Source organism: Streptomyces sp. NPDC001292 (genome assembly GCF_042896465.1).
Classification (GTDB): domain Bacteria; phylum Actinomycetota; class Actinomycetes; order Streptomycetales; family Streptomycetaceae; genus Streptomyces.
The window spans coordinates 118,419-134,075 of the sequence record NZ_JBIAXG010000024.1; the positions used below are offsets into that span (position 1 = coordinate 118,419).

Consider the following 15,657-nt stretch of genomic DNA (forward strand, 5'->3'; position numbering starts at 1 on the left):
CCGGCAGGGCGGCCGTCCGGCCCGCCTCACGCGGCGGTGCTCAGCTCCGGCTGGCCGGCCACCCCGCGGTCCTCTGTGCGCAGAACCATCGTCGCGGCGCTGCGGCGACGGCGGAGGGCCATGCCCACCCCGATCGAACCGGCGATGATCAGTCCACCGGAGACGAGGGCTCCGCGTGCCCCGGCGAACTGCATGAGAAGGCCCAGGGCGGGCGGGCCGGCGAGGCCCCAGGCCGTGCTGATGGTGCTCCAGACTCCGAGCACGCGTCCGCGCAGGTGGGCGGGCGGGTCGGTCTGCAGGACGGTCGTTCCGGCGGTGTCGGAGACGGACTCCACCACGGCCATGGGCAGGACCAGGACCAACAGCACGGCCAGCGAGGGCGAGAGCGCCGCCACGACCTGGAGGAGACCACCCGCGGCCGCCAGGGTGCCGACGATCCGGACCGAGGGACGGCGCAGCCTGGCCCCGAGGACCGCGCCGAGGATGCCGCCGACGGCGAGCACGGTGGAGACCGTGCCGAACGCTCCGGCGCCGCCGGCCAGCGGGCCGGTGACCAGCACGGCCAGGGTGAGGCCGTAGTTCCGGCCGAACACCGCGCTGACGCCGGTCACGCCGGCGAGCGCGACCAGCCGGGGGCGGCGCAGGAAGAAGGCCACGCCCTGCCGGACGGTCAGGTCCTGGTCCGCCGCCCGGCCGCCCCGCCGGGCGGGGCGGCGTCCCGTGCCGCCCGCCACCCGCCGGGTGGCGTTCCTGACCGGACGCAGGAACGGGATGACCGAGGCGACGAAGAGGAAGGACACGGCATTGGCGGCGTAGGCGGCCGCGGTGCCGAGGAAGGCGACCGTCACACCGGCGAGCGCGGTCCCCGCCAGCCGGCCCGCGCTGTGCACCAGCGAGCCCACTCCGATGGCGGACGGAACGTCCTCCGTGGGTACGAGGTCATTGCCGAGCAGGGCGCAGGCGGGACCGTCGACCGTGGCGATGAGGCCGGTGACGGCGGCCAGCACCATCAGGATGGGCAGGTTCAGGTGCCCGAACGCGACGAGGACGGCCGTCACGAAGGCGACACAGCCGAGCAGCGCCTGACTGACGGCGGCGGTCAGCTTGCGCGGCAGGCGGTCCACGGCGGCGCCGCCCACGAGGCTCACGAGAAGCGCGGGGGCGGCCTGGACGGAGATCGACAGACCCGTGGCCGCGGCGGACCCGGTGATCTTGAGAACCAGCAGGTTCTGAACTGTGAGCTGCATCCACGTACCGGCGTTCGATACGAAGTTCGCCAAAGACCACCAGCGCATGCTGCGGTACTTCAGGGATCGCCACGGTGAGGTGGACGCGGCCGCCGGCGGTCCGGCGGCGGGGGCGGCGGCAGGAGGGGGCACGGAGACGGCAGGAGAAGAAGGCACAGGCGTACTCGAAGAGGGGCCTCGGGGGACTCACTCAGGGAATCGGCGGCAGCATGGGAACACCGTGCTGCGCTGCGCGGTCGCTCCATCGGCTCTGGCGGGATGCCGTACCACCGGGTAGCCCCCTGGGAGGCAGTGGTGCGGCGCGGCCCATCGTGACAGACGGGTTGCCCGGGCGCTGTGGCGCAGCTCGCTCCCGGGGCACGGGGTGAGGACAACACCGCACAGCCCGGGGGGACTTGCCGCTCCTGTGCCCTTGCTCACAGGGTCCGCGCACAGCCGCGGCGCCCGCCCGCGGACCGGGAGGCAGCGTCTTGGCGCCATGCGGGTACTCGGGGGTCCGGCGCTTTTCGAAGCGCCGCCCCAACCGGAGACAGACCGTCTCATGGCCTTGGAGGAGCCATGGCGAGTATCAGCCCCACGGATCTGCAGAAAGCGCTGTCCGGCGCGGAGTATCCGGCCGACGCCGAGCAACTCGAGAAGGTCGCCCGGAACAACCACGCGTCCAAGGACATCACGGAACGCATCTCGCACCTTGGGAGGAAGAGGTTCGAGAACCCGGCCGAGGTGAGCAAGGCCGTCTTCGAGAACGAGTGATCCGGCGTCCGGAGCGCGGCGGCCGAGCATCTGCCCGGCCGCCGCGTCGTGCGTCCACTTCCTTCCGGGCCACCGGTACCGGCGCATGGTGCGCGCCGGGCAGGAGATCCACGCGGGACGGCCGGCCGGAGCCGGCACGGCCGGGTGATCCAGACTGTGGGGCGGCGCGGCCGCCGACGCGCCCGCACTGCCAGGCATGCACACGACGATCCGAACGGTCAGGCAGCTGTACCGCGATCTGGATAGGCCAGGCAGGTACATGGCAATCTGATGGACCATCAGGCACGGAGGCGGGAGGCCATCAGGCACGGAGGGCGGGACTCGAAGCCGCCCTCCTCTCGCTACTTCGGATCCACGCCCGCGAGAGGCCTTCACTGATCCATTCCAGGCGCTCCTGACGCGGTCGGCGGAGCGCTTCGCCGTCGACCGGCGCCTCCGCGCGCCCATTGGCCGCCGAACCGGACGGGGCCACATCGGCAACACGCAGAACACACGGCCCCGTTGACTCGTTTCAATGATGATCATAGGCTCCGTCGCCGACGGCTCCAGCCCGCGATCACGATCCGGCTTTCCGCATGCGTGCGACCGCCCCTCGTCGCCCTGACGGTGGGTCAGGGGCCGTGCACGACCGCACCACCTGCACCGCCCCGTACCTGACACTCCGGGAGGAGCAAGTGAACAGACGTCGCACGGCCGTCGCGGCCGCCTCGGCACTCGTCACCACCTTCGCGCTGACCGCCGCGCTCGCCGGCCCCGCCACCGCGGTGCCCGGCGCCGCGGCCCAGCCCGCCGCGGAGCAGACCCGGACGGGGGCGGTCGCCGCCGCGACCGCCCCCGTCACCCATGAGGAGAACGACCGCGTCCCGAAGGGCTCGCTCTGGACGCAGCACTACTTCCCGTCCTCGGACGGCTCCGACACCGAGCTGCACGCCGACGTCCTGCTGCCCGAGGGACTGGCCCCGGGCAAGAAGGTGCCCGTCATCCTGTCGGTCGGCCCCTACTTCGGACACTCCGGGCAGACCGGCCCCGAGGGCTGGAAGCACACCGGCCCCTCGTCCCGCTTCCAGGACTTCATCGAGGGCACCGACCTGTTCGCCCAGGGTTACGCCTTCGTCATGGTGGACCTGCGCGGCTTCGGCGGCTCCACCGGCTGCCTCGACTGGGCCGGTCCCGGCGAGCAGGCCGACGTCAAGGCCGCGATCGACTGGGCCGCGAGCCAGCCGTGGAGCACGGGCGCGGTCGGCATGTACGGCAAGTCGTACGACGCCGTCACGGGCCTGATCGGCAACAACCTGAGCCAGAAGGCCCTCAAGGCCGTCGTCGCCCAGGAGCCCGTGTGGGACATGTACCAGTACATCTACTCCAACGGAGTGCCCCGCCCGAACGTCACCGGCACCGCCAACGCCTACAACTCCATCGCCACGGTCTCCCAGATGGCGGACGACGACCCGCGCTACCTGGCCAACGCCCAGTGGGAGAAGACCCACCCGGAGTGCCTCACCCAGAACTCGGCCGGGTACAAGATCGCCGACCAGTGGGACAAGCACTGGACCGACCGTGACCTGGCGAAGATGGCCAAGGGCACCAAGACCCCGCTGTTCGTCACCCAGGGCTTCATCGAGAACAACACCAAGCCCGAGGAGATGCAGGAGTACCTCGACAACCACGCGGGCCCGGAGCGCGGTTGGCTCGGCCAGTGGGAGCACGTGCGCGGCGGCGACCGCACCAGCGACGGGCGGCTGTCGATGGGCCGCGAGGGCTGGTACGACGAGACCCTCTCCTTCTACGACGAGTACCTCAAGGGCATCAAGCCGCAGGTCGAGTACCCGGCCTACGCCGTGGAGGACTCCACCGGTGCCTGGCGCGCCCAGAACACCTGGCCGGTCGTGAAGCGGTCCGTCACCCTCCCGCTGGGCAACGGCTCGTACCTGGACGACGGTGGCGCCTCGGGCCGCGCGGCCCTGGCCGCCGCGTCCGGCGAGCCGGCGCCGCAGACGCTCGGGAAGCCGTCCGGCCAGTGGGACATGGAGAACGCGCCCGCGACCGACCAGGCCGCCCCGAAGGGCCTGGCCAGGGGGCTGGCGAAGCTCCAGAAGGACGGCAAGGTCACGTCGAGCTTCTTCGTGTGGTCGAAGCCGGTCGGACAGGCGGTGCGCGTCACCGGCACCCCGCAGCTCTCCCTGACCGCCAGGGGAGAGGGCAACGTCATGCTCAAGCTGTACGACATCGCCCCGAACGGCACCGCCGTCATGTTCGACGAGCAGGTCTCCCTGCTGCGTTCGGGCCGGATGACCGTCGATCTGAAGGCGACCGACTGGACCCTGGCCGCAGGTCACGTCCTGGCCGTGGAGATCGGCTCCATCCAGACCGGCTCCTGGCGTGCCACGCCGTCCGGCCAGACGGTCGCGGTCAAGGGCGCGCAGCTCAGGCTGGCCCTGGACGACCCGGCCCGCGACACCGCCACCCCCGGCGCCCGCTCACCGTTCCTGGACACCTACCTGCGCCAGTACACGGTGAACCTGCCCGCCGGTCCCGCGACGTTCACGGTGACCCCCGGCGACCACATCTGAGCCGAGCCGGAACATTCAACGAGGGCCCCGACCACCCGCGGTCGGGGCCCTCGTTGGCGTATGGATACGCCAGGCACGCGAGGGTGCGGCGACAGCTGTTCGGGCCCATGCGTCAAAACTGGGCCCTGGAGACACGGATCGTCCCGGTGACGTCCGGCCGAGCCGTAGGTGAACAATTCACCGCCAACCGGCCTCCCGACGGCGCTTCCTGCCCGGTTTCCGCGCGCGCCGCCCAAGAACCGCCGCACCTGATTTGAATTTTTCGCAACCCCGAACATGTTGCGAGCATGCCAACACATCCCTTACGTTTACGCGCGTCAACCCAACCTGGATGCCGATGAGTTGAGGCACGCCAGGCGCCAGCCGAATTCCCCCAAAAAAACCGCGACCGGCACTCACCACCGCTCACAGCTTCGACGCCCCACACCTATCGTCGATGGCCGTACCACGGCCACCCCGGCCCAAGCGCATCGCAGTGTCCCTCCACACATCCGGGAGCACCGTGCCTGCAGCCACCCTCTCGCGGTTCAGACCCGACGACACCGGTACCGGCCCCCTCCGGACGTTCGCCCGTGCGGCCGCGCTGCCGGGCGCGGCCCTGACCCTGCTGGTCCTGCCCGGCACCGCCTCGGCGACGGCCGCCGGCGGCCCCGGGACCGCCTCCGGGATCCCGGTGCGCATGACGCACCCGGACCAGGACCACGCCGAATCCGGACTCCAGCGCCTGGGCGCGGGTTCGCTGTCGGCCGCCGCCTCGCTCGCCGTCAGCACGGGGCCGGCCGGCCTCGACGTCAGCGGTTACCAAGGCAACGTCGACTGGGCCTCGGTCAAGAGCAAGAGTGCCGCCTTCGCCTATGTCAAGGCCACCGAAGGCACGACCTGCACCAGCCCCTACTTCTGCCAGCAGTACAACGGCGCGTACAACCCCGCGGTGCGCTCGTTCCAGTCCGCGCACGGCCTCGCCGCGGACGGCATCGTCGGACCCGCCACCTGGCAGGCCCTCATCGTCACCGTACGGCAGGGTTCGTCGGGACCCGCGGTCCAGGCGGTGCAGAGCCAACTCAACGCGCACGGTTCCGCGTTGACGGTCGACGGCGCGTTCGGGCCCGCGACCGACTCCGCGGTGCGTTCCTTCCAGTCCGCGCACGGCCTCGCCGTGGACGGCATCGTCGGTTCCAACACCTGGCAGGCCCTGGTCGCTTGACCCTCGGGGCGTAGTCACCAATGGAGGAGAATTCCATGAACCCGGCACGACACCCCCACCGAAGCATCGACCGCCGGACCCTGTTCCGGAGCGCGGCGGGCGTGACGGCCGCGCTCGGCGTGGCGGCGGTCACAGGCGTCGCCTCGGCGGGCACCGCCTCGGCCTACGGCTGGTCCCGTACCCTCCAGCAGGGCGCCTCCGGCTCCGACGTGGTGGAGCTCCAGATCCGCGTCGGCGGCTGGGCGGCCAGCAGCGCCTCCCAGACGTACGTCGCCTGGGACGGCGCATTCGGCCCGGCCACGGCCGCCGCCGTCCAGCGCTTCCAGTCCGCCTACGGCCTGAGCGCGGACGGCATCGTCGGCCCGCAGACCCAGAGCGTCCTCAACAGCCTCGAGGCGAGCGACGGATCGACCGCCCACTTCGACTTCAGCGAGTTCTACTCCAAGGACGGCTCCGGCTTCAACAACGGCAAGGTCGGCGCCGCGACGGTCAAGGAGAACGTCCGCCGGCTGATGTACAAGCTGGAGGCGGTGCGCAAGAAGGCCGGCAACAGCCCGATCACGATCAACTCCGGCTTCCGCAGCATCGCGCACAACGCCTCGGTGGGCGGCGCGTCCAACAGCATGCACCTCTACGGCGTCGCCGCCGACATCGTCGTCTCCGGCCACACCACCCTTCAGGTGTACCGGATCGCCGAGACCTGCGGCTTCTCCGGCCTCGAGGCGTACACGCACTCGTGGCAGCACGTCGACAGCCGTGTCCAGTACCCCTCGTACGGCTCCGGCTCCTGGTGGTGGGAGAGCGGCGTGGTGTGACCCGCCCGCTCCGGCACACCGGGCCCGTCCGCGCCGTCATGGCACGGGCGGGCCCGTCCGGTCGTGGCCGGTGCCCGGTGAGCCGCCCATCATGCGCAGCATGGACAGCCCGCCGGTGCGCCAGAACCGCACCAGAAGAAGCGCGGCGAGGAGGAGGAAGGCGATGTTGAGCCAGGTGGTGTAGTTCCAGCTGACGCCTTCCGTGGGCAGCCTCGCGTCGGCCTGGTCGGGGATCAGGCCGAGACCCCCGAAGGCGAATTCCACGACGTAACCGGCGACGACCATCGCGAGGTAGAAAGTGCCCAGGAGGAGGGCCGCCATCCGGGCGCCGTAGTACTTCCGGTAGATGTTGAGGATCGGCAGGATCAACAGGTCGGCGAAGATGAACGCCACCACGCCGCCGAAGCTGATGCCTCCCTTCCACAGCACCACCGCCAGCGGCACGTTGCCGATCGAGCACACGAACGAGGCGATCGCCACCAGCGGGCCGATGACGGGGCCCCACAGCTTGGCGGCGAGCGGGTGGCCGTCGAAGAAGAAGGTGCGCCAGAAGGAGTCCGGGACCCAGGCGGCGACGGCGCCGGCGATCAGCAGACCGACCACCAGGTCGCGCAGGATCGCCGCCCATTCCATGACGAACACGTGGCTGACGGCGGTGAAGCCCTCGCGGGAGACCAGACGCCGGGTGAAGGAGCCTGCGCGCCGCACGGACATGTCCATCGCCGCGTGGCCCTCCATCGACCCGGCCAGGCCACGTTCCGCCTGTTCGCGGGCCTGGCGCAGCAGCCTCTCGCGCAGGAGCAGCCGGAAGAGGACGGCCAGCAGGATGATCATGACGGGGCCGCCGACGAATTCGGCGGCGGCGAACTGCCAGCCCATCAGCAGCGCGAGGATGACGCCGAGCTCGACGACGAGGTTGGTGGAGGCGATCTCGAAGGCCATCGCCGCGGTGAAGTCGGCGCCCTTGCGGAACAGGGAGCGGGCCAGTGCCACGGCGGCGTAGGAGCAGGACGAGGACGCCACGCCCAGCCCGGCGGCGACGGCGAGGGTGCGGGGACGGTCGTTGCCGAGCAGTGCGACGACGGTGGACTTGCGGACCACGGCCTGGACGACCGCGGACAGGGCGAAGCCCAGGATCAGGGCCCAGGTGATCTCCCACGTCATGGACCCGGTGATCGACAGTGCGTGCAGTACGGCGTGCATCTGTGCAGCCTTCCCTGCAAGGCGCGGCACACGACCGACGGACACACCCACCGCCGGGGTCAGGGTGGCGAAGGCCGGACTACGAAGTCCTCGTCACCGGCGGTGAACGCTGACGGCATAGCCGCCGCCCTCGTAAGGGTCGGCGTCCCAGGTGGCGAAGCGGTCGACGAGGGTGAGGCAGGCTGCGGCGCAGCAGTCGTCGTACTCTGCCAGCGTGATGCCGGGCGGCACGGGCAGGTGTGCTTCGTCCAGGCCGAAGCCGGCGACCAGCAGACCGCCCGGACGCAGGGCCGCGGCCAGGCGCTCGACCACCGCGGCCTCGGTGCCGGCGGCGAGCAACGGGAAAATGTTGCCCGCGGCGACCACGAGATCGAAGTCCGCCGCGATGCCGAGCAGGTCCGGCTCGAACGCGGCCAGATCAGCCTGGAACCAGGGCAGCTCCGGCGCCTGCGTCCGCGCCACCGCCAGCATCGACGCGTCGAGGTCCACCCCGACGCAGTCGTACCCGAGTTCCGCGAGCCGGATCATGACCCGTCCGGTACCGCACCCGGCATCCAGCACCCGCGCCCCGGCAGGCACAAGAGCGGCACAGAACCGCGCCTCACCGTGCACGTCCTTCCCGCTACGGGCCAGGGCCGCGAACCGCGCGGCATAGTCCTCGCCGGACGTCTCCCCGGTCAACTCCCTCCAACGGCTCATACGGCCAACTATAGGTCGACCCTGTACCACCCGATGAAGCGACCGGCACACCCGGACCGGCGCCGCCTTGGTGCCAGGTAGTCGGTCGCGAAGGCCACCCGGGTCTCCTCCGGTCCTGGTCGACCGTCCCCTGCGGTTCATCGAACGCGCCGTACAACCTTCCTTCGATCTCGTGGGCCTCCACGAGGTGGACAGGGGAAGTGCTGAACCAGGGGGCCGCCAGTACCGTGCCGCGCATCGAGTCCGTTCGTACTGTGATCCGAGCCACCGAGTCGAGCCGCTGTTCAAGTGCTGGGAGACCGAGCCGCACCGGCCGCGACGGCAATACCCCAGCGCGGCCGGCCCGGAGGCAGGACCTGAACACCCGTCAGTGGCCGGTGACCGCCTTCGACGAGTCGTTCCTGCGCCGAACCCCGCGCGCGAGGCTAAGAACCTGCCTCGCCGGCCGCGCCCGGTACGGCGTCCTCGCGGCGGGCCACCACGAAGCCGATGACACCGACGATGAGCAGTACGACGACGGTGCCGAGGGTGAAGGCCTCGAACGAGGCACGGGACACGCCCCAGACGTCGTGGAAGACGTAGTCGATGCCGAAGAGCTGTTCCAGGACTCCGGGGAAGAGCGCCGACCACGACCCGATCAGGATCCAGGCGTAGACGAGCGCCGCGCAGAGCATGAAGCCACGGTTGCCGAACGGGACGCGGTAGGGCCGTGGGACGTCCGGCCGGCGGGTCCGTAGCAGGACCAGTGCGGGAATGACGACCAGGTAGGACAGCAGCAGGGTGGTGACGGCGACGGTGAGCACCACCGCGAACACGTCGGCCGCGTCGCCGTTCGCGAACCGCATGGCGGCGAGCATGAACACCGTGGCCACGGCTCCGGAGAGCAGATTGGTGCGCACCGGCGTACCGAGCCTCGGGTGGAAGGCGCCGAGGGCGCGGGTGAAGAAGCCCCCGTCGGCGGCGGCCATGGCCTGCATGCGGTCGCTGACGATCATCCAGGCGCTGCCCTGGGTGAGCAGAGCGAAGACGAACATGACGGCGGTGAGCTTCAGCAGGGGGCCGGCCGCGCCGCCGTAGACGCTGAAGACGAGGCGGGCGCCCTCCATGAAGCCGCCGATGCCGGTGACCTGCTGCTTGGGCACGACGGCCAGGAGGGCGAGAACCGGCAGCAGATAGCAGCAGGCCGCGACGGTCGCGGAGCGTCCGAGTGCGGCGGGCACGTCGCGCTGGGGATTGTGCATCTCCTCACCGGCGGCGTTGGGTGCTTCGAAGCCTACGTAGGCGAACAGCAGGATCGGCACGAGGGCGAGGAAGCCGGCGGTCGTCGGGGTGAAGCGGGTGTCGGTCAGGCCGTGGAAGCCGTGCCGCACCCCGTAGAGCACGGCCGTGAGGGTGAACACGGCGAGGGCCAGGACCTTCATCGCCGCGCCCGCGGTGGTGATCCATTTGCCGCGGCGCAGGGAGACGACGGCCGTGAGAATGGCGACCCAGACGAACAGCAGCTTGAAGGCGTAGTCGGCCACCGTGCCCGAGCCCAGGTGGAAGACGAAGCCGTCCCAGGTCTGCGCGGCGAGGAAGACCAAGGAGCCGCCAAGCCAGATGGGGTTGGTGACCCAGTACATGAGGGTCGTGAGGGCTGCTGCCGGACGGCCCAGGGCGAGCTTGACCCAGACGTACGGGCCGCCTTCCTGGGGGAACGCGGCGCCGGTCTCGGCGAACAGCAGGGCGTAAGGGACGAGGAAGAGGAGAGCCATGGCCGCCGTCCAGGTGGCGGCCTCACCGCCGCCGGTGGCGATCTGCCCGACGGTGTCGAAGGAGATGACCGCGGCGATGGCCATGGCGGTGATGTCGAAGCGCTTGAGACTGCGTTGCAGGGCGCCGGCCGCGGGCTGGGACGCGCGTCGCGGTTCGGTCGTCGAGAGGTTGGAGGACACGGGCAGTTCCTAGGAGGGAGAGGAAAGACTGCGAGGGGGCGCGCGGGGCGCCGTGACGGCGTGGGGTCCGTGTCGGGTGGTGCTGGGCGGGAGGCCCGGTCGCGGGCCGGGCCTCCCCCGAAGGCGTCAGGCGGCGCGGATCTCGCCGGTGGGCTCGGTGCGCTCCAGGACGCTGCGCAGCGCGCAGGCCGCTTCCTTGGCCTCGGCCTCGGTCATGATGAGCGGCGGGGACAGCACCAGGCTGTGCGCGGAGTCGCGCACGATCACGCCGGTCTCGCGGCGGATGACGTCGTGGGGCATCCGGTCGGGGTCGAGGGGCAGGGGTGCGCGGGTGGCACGGTCCTGGACGAGTTCGACGGCGAGCATCATGCCGACGGAGCGGATCTCGCCGACGATCGGCAACTCGCCCAGCTCGGCCTTGAGTTCGCCGTGGAGGAAGGCGCCCAGACTCGTCGCGCGGGCGAGGAGGCCCTCCTTCTCGATGATGTCGAGGTTGGCGGTGGCGACCGCGGTGGCGACGGGGTGCCCGTTGTAGGTGTAGCCCATGGGGAAGCCGTGGTCGCGCAGCAGGACCTCGGCGACGTGGCCGCCGACCAGGAGGGCGCCGAGTGGGACGTAGCCGGAGGTGATGCCCTTGGCGGTGACGATGATGTCCGGGGTGACGCCGAAGTACTGGGCGGCGAACCACTCGCCGACGCGGCCGTAGGCGGTGACCACCTCGTCGAAGATCAGCAGGATGCCGTGCCGGTCGAGGACCTCACGCACCCGGGGCCAGTAGTCGGCCGGCGGGACGAGCATGCCGCCGACGCCCATGATGGGTTCGCCGATCATCGCGGCGATGTTCCGCGGACCGATCTCCGCGATGCGCTCCTCCAGTTCACGGATGAGGAAGTCGGTGACCTCCTCGGGGCTCAGCGGCCGGTCGCCGTAGAGCTCGGAGCGGTACGGCCACGGGGGCGTCAGGTGGGAGACGTGCGGCATCATCGGGGCGAAGCCCTCGTGGTAGACGGGGAAGCCGGTGGCCGAGCCGCCGCCGTAGCCGATGCCGTGGTAGGCCTTGCTGCGCGCCAGGATCCAGGTCCGGCTGCTCTCCCCGCGCCGGTGGTGGTAGTAGCGGGCCATCTTGATGGCCGCCTCGTTGCCCTCGGAGCCGCCCGAGGTGAAGTAGACGTGGTTCAGGGGGGCCGGGGCGATGGAGGCCAGGCGCGCGGCGAGTTCGATGGCGCGCTCGTTGGAGAACTCCCAGAAGCTGGTGAAGTACTCCAGCTTCCTCATCTGCTCGTGGGCGACGTCGGCCAGTTCCGCGCGGCCGTGGCCGACCTGGGCGAGCCAGAGGCCGCCGGTGGCGTCGAGGTAGCCGCGGCCCTCGGAGTCGGTGAGGCGGCAGCCGGAGCCGGAGGTCATGACGACGCGCTCGGTGGCGCTGCCCGGCAGGTAGGGGTGGATGATGTGCGCTCGGTCCAGTTGGGTGAGGTCCGCGGCATTGCCGGTCATGACTGGTGCGTCCTTTGTTCGGTACCGGTGGTGGGTGTGGTGGCCGGGAGGTCTGTTGTCGCCGGCGCGGTCAGCCGTGGACGATCCAGGTCGTCTTCAGGCCGGTGTACTTGTCGAAGGAGTGCAGCGAGAGGTCACGGCCGTGGCCGGACTGCTTGAACCCGCCGAAGGGTGTGAACGGGCTGAGCGCGTCCACGGTGTTGACGGACACGGTGCCCGCCTGGAGGGCGTCGGCGAGGCGGTGGGCCCGGCCGAGGTCCCGGGTCCACACGGACGCGGCCAGTCCGTAGGCGGAGTCGTTGGCGAGGCGGACCGCCTCGTCCTCGTCGTGGAAGGGCAGCACGGTCAGCACGGGGCCGAACAGTTCCTCCCGGACGAGCGGGGCTTCGGGTCCGAGGCCGGTGACGACGGTGGGGTCGAGGTAGGCGCCGTCGCGGTCGGGTCGCGTGCCGCCGCACACGAGCGTGCCGCCCGATGACCGCAGGGCTTCGAGGACGCGTTCCACCTGGGCCTCGTCGACGAGCGGTCCGAGCCGGGTCGTGGGGTCGAGCGGGTCGCCCGGCAGCCAGGTGCGGGCGTGTTCGGCGACCGCGGCCGTGAACTCCTTTGCGACGGAGGCCTCGACCAGCAGGCGGGTGTTGGCGGAGCACACCTGCCCGGAGTTGTAGACGAAGCCCCAGGCGGCTCGTTCCGCGGCAGCCTCGAGGTCGGCGTCGGCGAAGACCACGTTGGGGCTCTTGCCGCCGGCCTCGGGCCACACCTGCTTCATGTTCGACTCGGCCGAGTAGGCGAGGAACCGCCGGGCCACGGCGGTGGAGCCGGTGAAGACCAGGGTGTCCACGTCCGGGTGGAGACCGAGAGCACGCCCGGTCGTCTCCCCCGGCCCGGGGACGACGTTCAGCACACCGTCGGGAAGGCCGGCCCTCGAGGCGAGTTCGGCCAGCAGCAGCGCCGACAGCGGGGACTGCTCGGCCGGCTTCAGCACGACGCTGTTGCCCGCGGCCAGGGCGGGCGCCAGCTTCCAACTCGCGATGTCCAGGGGGAAGTTCCAGGGCACCACCGCGCCCACGACGCCCAGCGGGGCGCGGCGCACGAGGGCGAGGCTGCCGGGCGGGGCCGGGGCGACCTCGTCGTAGAGCTTGTCGACGGCCTCCGCGTACCAGGCGAAGACGCCGGCCGCGCCGGGCACGTCGGTGCCGTGGGACTCCGCGATGGGCTTGCCCATGTCGAGGGTGTCGCAGAGGGCGAGTTCCTCGCTGTTCTCCTCGATGAGGCGGGCGAGGGCGAGCAGGACCCGCTTGCGCTCCGCGGGTGCGGTACGCGACCAGCGGCCGTCCTCGAAGGACGTGCGGGCCGCGGTCACGGCCCGGTCGACATCCGTGGCCGAGCCGGCCGCCACGTGGGCGGTGGTCTTGCCGGTCGCGGGGTTCACGGTCGGGATCCACTGGTCGTCGGCGGGATCGGTCCACGCCCCGTCGATGAACAGGCGCGTGCGTGGCGTGAGGTCGGCGGCGCGCTGCCGCCAGTGGGCGTACGTCTGCATGCTGTGGCCTTCGATTGCGTCGTGGGACGTGGGCGAACCGGTGCCCGTTCGGATCAGCTGTGGCCCGGGCCGTCTCAGGAGTGCCGTCCAGAAACGGCGGGCGCGACAGGGCGGGAGGCTCGGCAGCGAATGCCGGCGCCGAGTTCTTTGAGTCGAGATTCAAACAATAGGCGAACCGGCCGTCAATGCTTCCGGCGGAAAGTTCTTGCGAAGCCTGAGACGGGTATCAGAGAATTGGCCACCATGAGGAAAGCGGGTAGACCACGCAACCAGACGGCACGCAGGCAGGCCCTCGTCTCCGCCGCGGGACGGGCCATCGCGGAGCGCGGGCTGGAGGGCCTGCGCATCAAGGACATCGCGGACGCGGCGGGCGTCTCCCAGGGCTCGGTCCTGTACTACTACCCCGAGCTCGACGAGCTCGTACTGGAGGTGCACCGAGGCGCGGTCGAGAGCTACCTGGCCTCACGGCAGCGGGCCTACGACGAGGCACCCGCCGAAGATCCCGCGGCACGGCTGCGGGCACTGCTGCACAGCGGTCTGCCGAGCATGACGGACGATCCGGTCCACGGGCTGCTGTACGAACTGCACCGGCGCGCCGGCCGCAGCCCGGGCCACGCCGAGCTGATGACCTCCCTCTTCGCCCGGGAGGTCGCTCTCTACACGACCGCCCTCGAGGTCGGCGCCGCGACCGGTGTGTTCTCCCTCGCCGCGTCCACGCACGATCTGGCACACGGGCTGGTGGCCCTGGAGGACGGCTACGGTCTGCACATCGTCAGCCACAACGCGGCTCTCCGCCTCGACAGAGCCCGTGAGCTGATCCTGGCCCATGCGCGGGCGATGACGGGCTGCGTCGATCTTTGAAGTGCTCTCCCGGCTGGAGCCGGGAGATACCCGGCGGCCACCGCTCGGGCCCTTCCCCGGTGAGCGGCTGCCGGCTCAGAACTCGGTGGGCCGGGCGGCGGCGATCTCCCGCAGCAGGTCCATCACCGCGCGGGCGCGGGCGGTCTGGGTCACGCCCTCCACGGAGGCGATCCTGACTTCGAGCGGGGAGGCGTCCCGGAGCTGGAGTTCCGCGATCTCGCCGCCGCCGTAGGTCTGACTGGTCGCCGGGCGCTGGTTGAGCACGGAGTAGCCCAGTCCCCGGGCCACCAGGGAGCGCACGGTCTCGTAGCTCTGGGTGCGGTAGCGGACATCGGGCGCGGTGCCGGTGGCGGCCACCAGCGAGCGGAAGTAGTCGCGGCTGTGGGGAAGGTCGAGCAGCACGAGCGGTTCCGCGGACAGTTCGGTCAGCTCCACACTGGCCCGACCGGCCAGCGGATGATCGGCCGAGACGATGACGTAGGCCGGGGCGCGGGCGATCGTCTCGCTGCGCAGGTCCGGCTCGGCCGACAGACCGAGGTGGTAGGTGAGGGCGAAGTCGATGCGTCCCGTCGCCAGGGCGTGGACGAGGCGGTCCGTCTCCGCCTCCACCACCTCGATCTCAATGCCCGGATAGCGTCTGGTGCACTCACTGAACAGGTGTGGCAGATAGTAGGGGGCCAGGGTCACGAAGCAACCGACGGCCACCGGCCCGGAGATGGTCTCACCGTCTCCCCGGGCCTCCCGTTCGACCTCGCGGGCGCGGGCCAGCAGATCCCTCGCCTGCTGCTGGAGCCTCTCGCCGGCGGGTGTGAGGGTCAGCCCCCGGCCCCGTCGGCGGATGAACAGCTGCACCTGGAGATCCCGCTCCAGGTTGTGGATGGCCGCGGACACGGCGGACTGCGCGATGTGCAGCTCCGCCGACGCCTCCGTCATCGAACCGCGTTCGGCGGCGACGAGGAAATAGCGGAGCTGTACGAGCGTGAAACCCACCGGTGACGTCATACGTGCCCCTTGCGCGTGGCGATCCGTGTCGGTGCCGACCTTATGCGGCGCCGTCCAGTGCTGTGACCGGACAGGTTCACCGGCTCGCGACGCCCGGCACGGCACCTCGCCGCGTTGTCGCATCACCCGAGTAGATCCAGTACGCGGGTGATGCTCCCCCACTGCCTGAAGGGCGTGGGAGGTGCCCCCGGCACCGGACGCCACGAGCTTTCCGGCAGACCTTTCCGGTCACAGCAGTAGGGCGCGTTTCGAAAGTCCCGCCTGCCCCGCGACGCCTGGCACGGCGCCTCGCCGCGTTGTCGGGATCGCCCGCGTACGCCCAGTACGCGGAC

General features: G+C 71.0%; 12 protein-coding genes. 5 read left to right on the forward strand and 7 right to left on the reverse strand.

Features of this window, described 5'->3' with window-relative positions; all coding sequences use genetic code 11:
• Positions 1–26: 26 nt before the first annotated feature.
• Positions 27–1,295, reverse strand: a complete 1,269-nt coding sequence (locus ACFY4A_RS24375; RefSeq protein ID WP_390831478.1) for an MFS transporter — start codon at positions 1,293–1,295, stop codon at positions 27–29.
• 510 nt (positions 1,296–1,805) lie between these two features.
• Between ACFY4A_RS24375 and ACFY4A_RS24380 the strand changes: the two genes are divergently transcribed.
• The 4 genes from ACFY4A_RS24380 (at position 1,806) to ACFY4A_RS24395 (ending at position 6,589) form a co-directional block, all read left to right on the forward strand.
• Positions 1,806–2,000 carry a DUF2795 domain-containing protein gene (locus ACFY4A_RS24380; protein WP_390831459.1) on the forward strand — a complete coding sequence of 65 codons (195 nt, stop codon included), beginning with the start codon at positions 1,806–1,808 and terminating at the stop codon, positions 1,998–2,000.
• A 674-nt stretch (positions 2,001–2,674) separates the two neighbouring features.
• Entirely contained in the window at positions 2,675–4,570 is a 1,896-nt protein-coding gene (locus ACFY4A_RS24385) for a CocE/NonD family hydrolase (protein WP_390831460.1), read from the forward strand.
• A gap of 502 nt (positions 4,571–5,072) precedes the next feature.
• Positions 5,073–5,774: a peptidoglycan-binding protein gene (locus tag ACFY4A_RS24390; RefSeq protein ID WP_390831461.1), complete on the forward strand. Its 702-nt coding sequence runs from the start codon at positions 5,073–5,075 to the stop codon at positions 5,772–5,774.
• 35 nt (positions 5,775–5,809) lie between these two features.
• Entirely contained in the window at positions 5,810–6,589 is a 780-nt protein-coding gene (locus ACFY4A_RS24395; RefSeq protein ID WP_390831462.1) for a D-Ala-D-Ala carboxypeptidase family metallohydrolase, read from the forward strand.
• Positions 6,590–6,625: 36 nt separating this feature from the next.
• Here ACFY4A_RS24395 and ACFY4A_RS24400 read toward each other — a convergent pair whose 3' ends face one another.
• The 5 genes from ACFY4A_RS24400 to ACFY4A_RS24420 all read right to left on the reverse strand — a co-directional run bounded on the left by ACFY4A_RS24400 (position 6,626) and on the right by ACFY4A_RS24420 (position 13,462).
• On the reverse strand, positions 6,626–7,792 hold the full coding sequence (locus ACFY4A_RS24400) for a permease (RefSeq protein ID WP_390831463.1): 1,167 nt from the start codon (positions 7,790–7,792) through the stop codon (positions 6,626–6,628).
• A 93-nt stretch (positions 7,793–7,885) separates the two neighbouring features.
• Positions 7,886–8,491, reverse strand: a complete 606-nt coding sequence (locus ACFY4A_RS24405) for a class I SAM-dependent methyltransferase (protein WP_390831464.1) — start codon at positions 8,489–8,491, stop codon at positions 7,886–7,888.
• A gap of 425 nt (positions 8,492–8,916) precedes the next feature.
• Positions 8,917–10,425 carry an APC family permease gene (locus ACFY4A_RS24410; RefSeq protein WP_390831465.1) on the reverse strand — a complete coding sequence of 503 codons (1,509 nt, stop codon included), beginning with the start codon at positions 10,423–10,425 and terminating at the stop codon, positions 8,917–8,919.
• Positions 10,426–10,551: 126 nt separating this feature from the next.
• Positions 10,552–11,919, reverse strand: a complete 1,368-nt coding sequence (locus ACFY4A_RS24415; RefSeq protein ID WP_390831466.1) for an aspartate aminotransferase family protein — start codon at positions 11,917–11,919, stop codon at positions 10,552–10,554.
• A 70-nt stretch (positions 11,920–11,989) separates the two neighbouring features.
• Complete coding sequence (locus ACFY4A_RS24420; protein WP_390831467.1) at positions 11,990–13,462, reverse strand: aldehyde dehydrogenase; 1,473 nt, start codon at positions 13,460–13,462, stop codon at positions 11,990–11,992.
• Between the two features lie 243 nt (positions 13,463–13,705).
• Here ACFY4A_RS24420 and ACFY4A_RS24425 point away from each other — a divergent pair, with 243 nt between their 5' ends.
• Positions 13,706–14,323, forward strand: a complete 618-nt coding sequence (locus ACFY4A_RS24425) for a TetR/AcrR family transcriptional regulator (RefSeq protein ID WP_390831468.1) — start codon at positions 13,706–13,708, stop codon at positions 14,321–14,323.
• Between the two features lie 75 nt (positions 14,324–14,398).
• Here ACFY4A_RS24425 and ACFY4A_RS24430 read toward each other — a convergent pair whose 3' ends face one another.
• Entirely contained in the window at positions 14,399–15,325 is a 927-nt protein-coding gene (locus ACFY4A_RS24430) for a LysR family transcriptional regulator (RefSeq protein ID WP_390831469.1), read from the reverse strand.
• Positions 15,326–15,657: the final 332 nt, after the last annotated feature.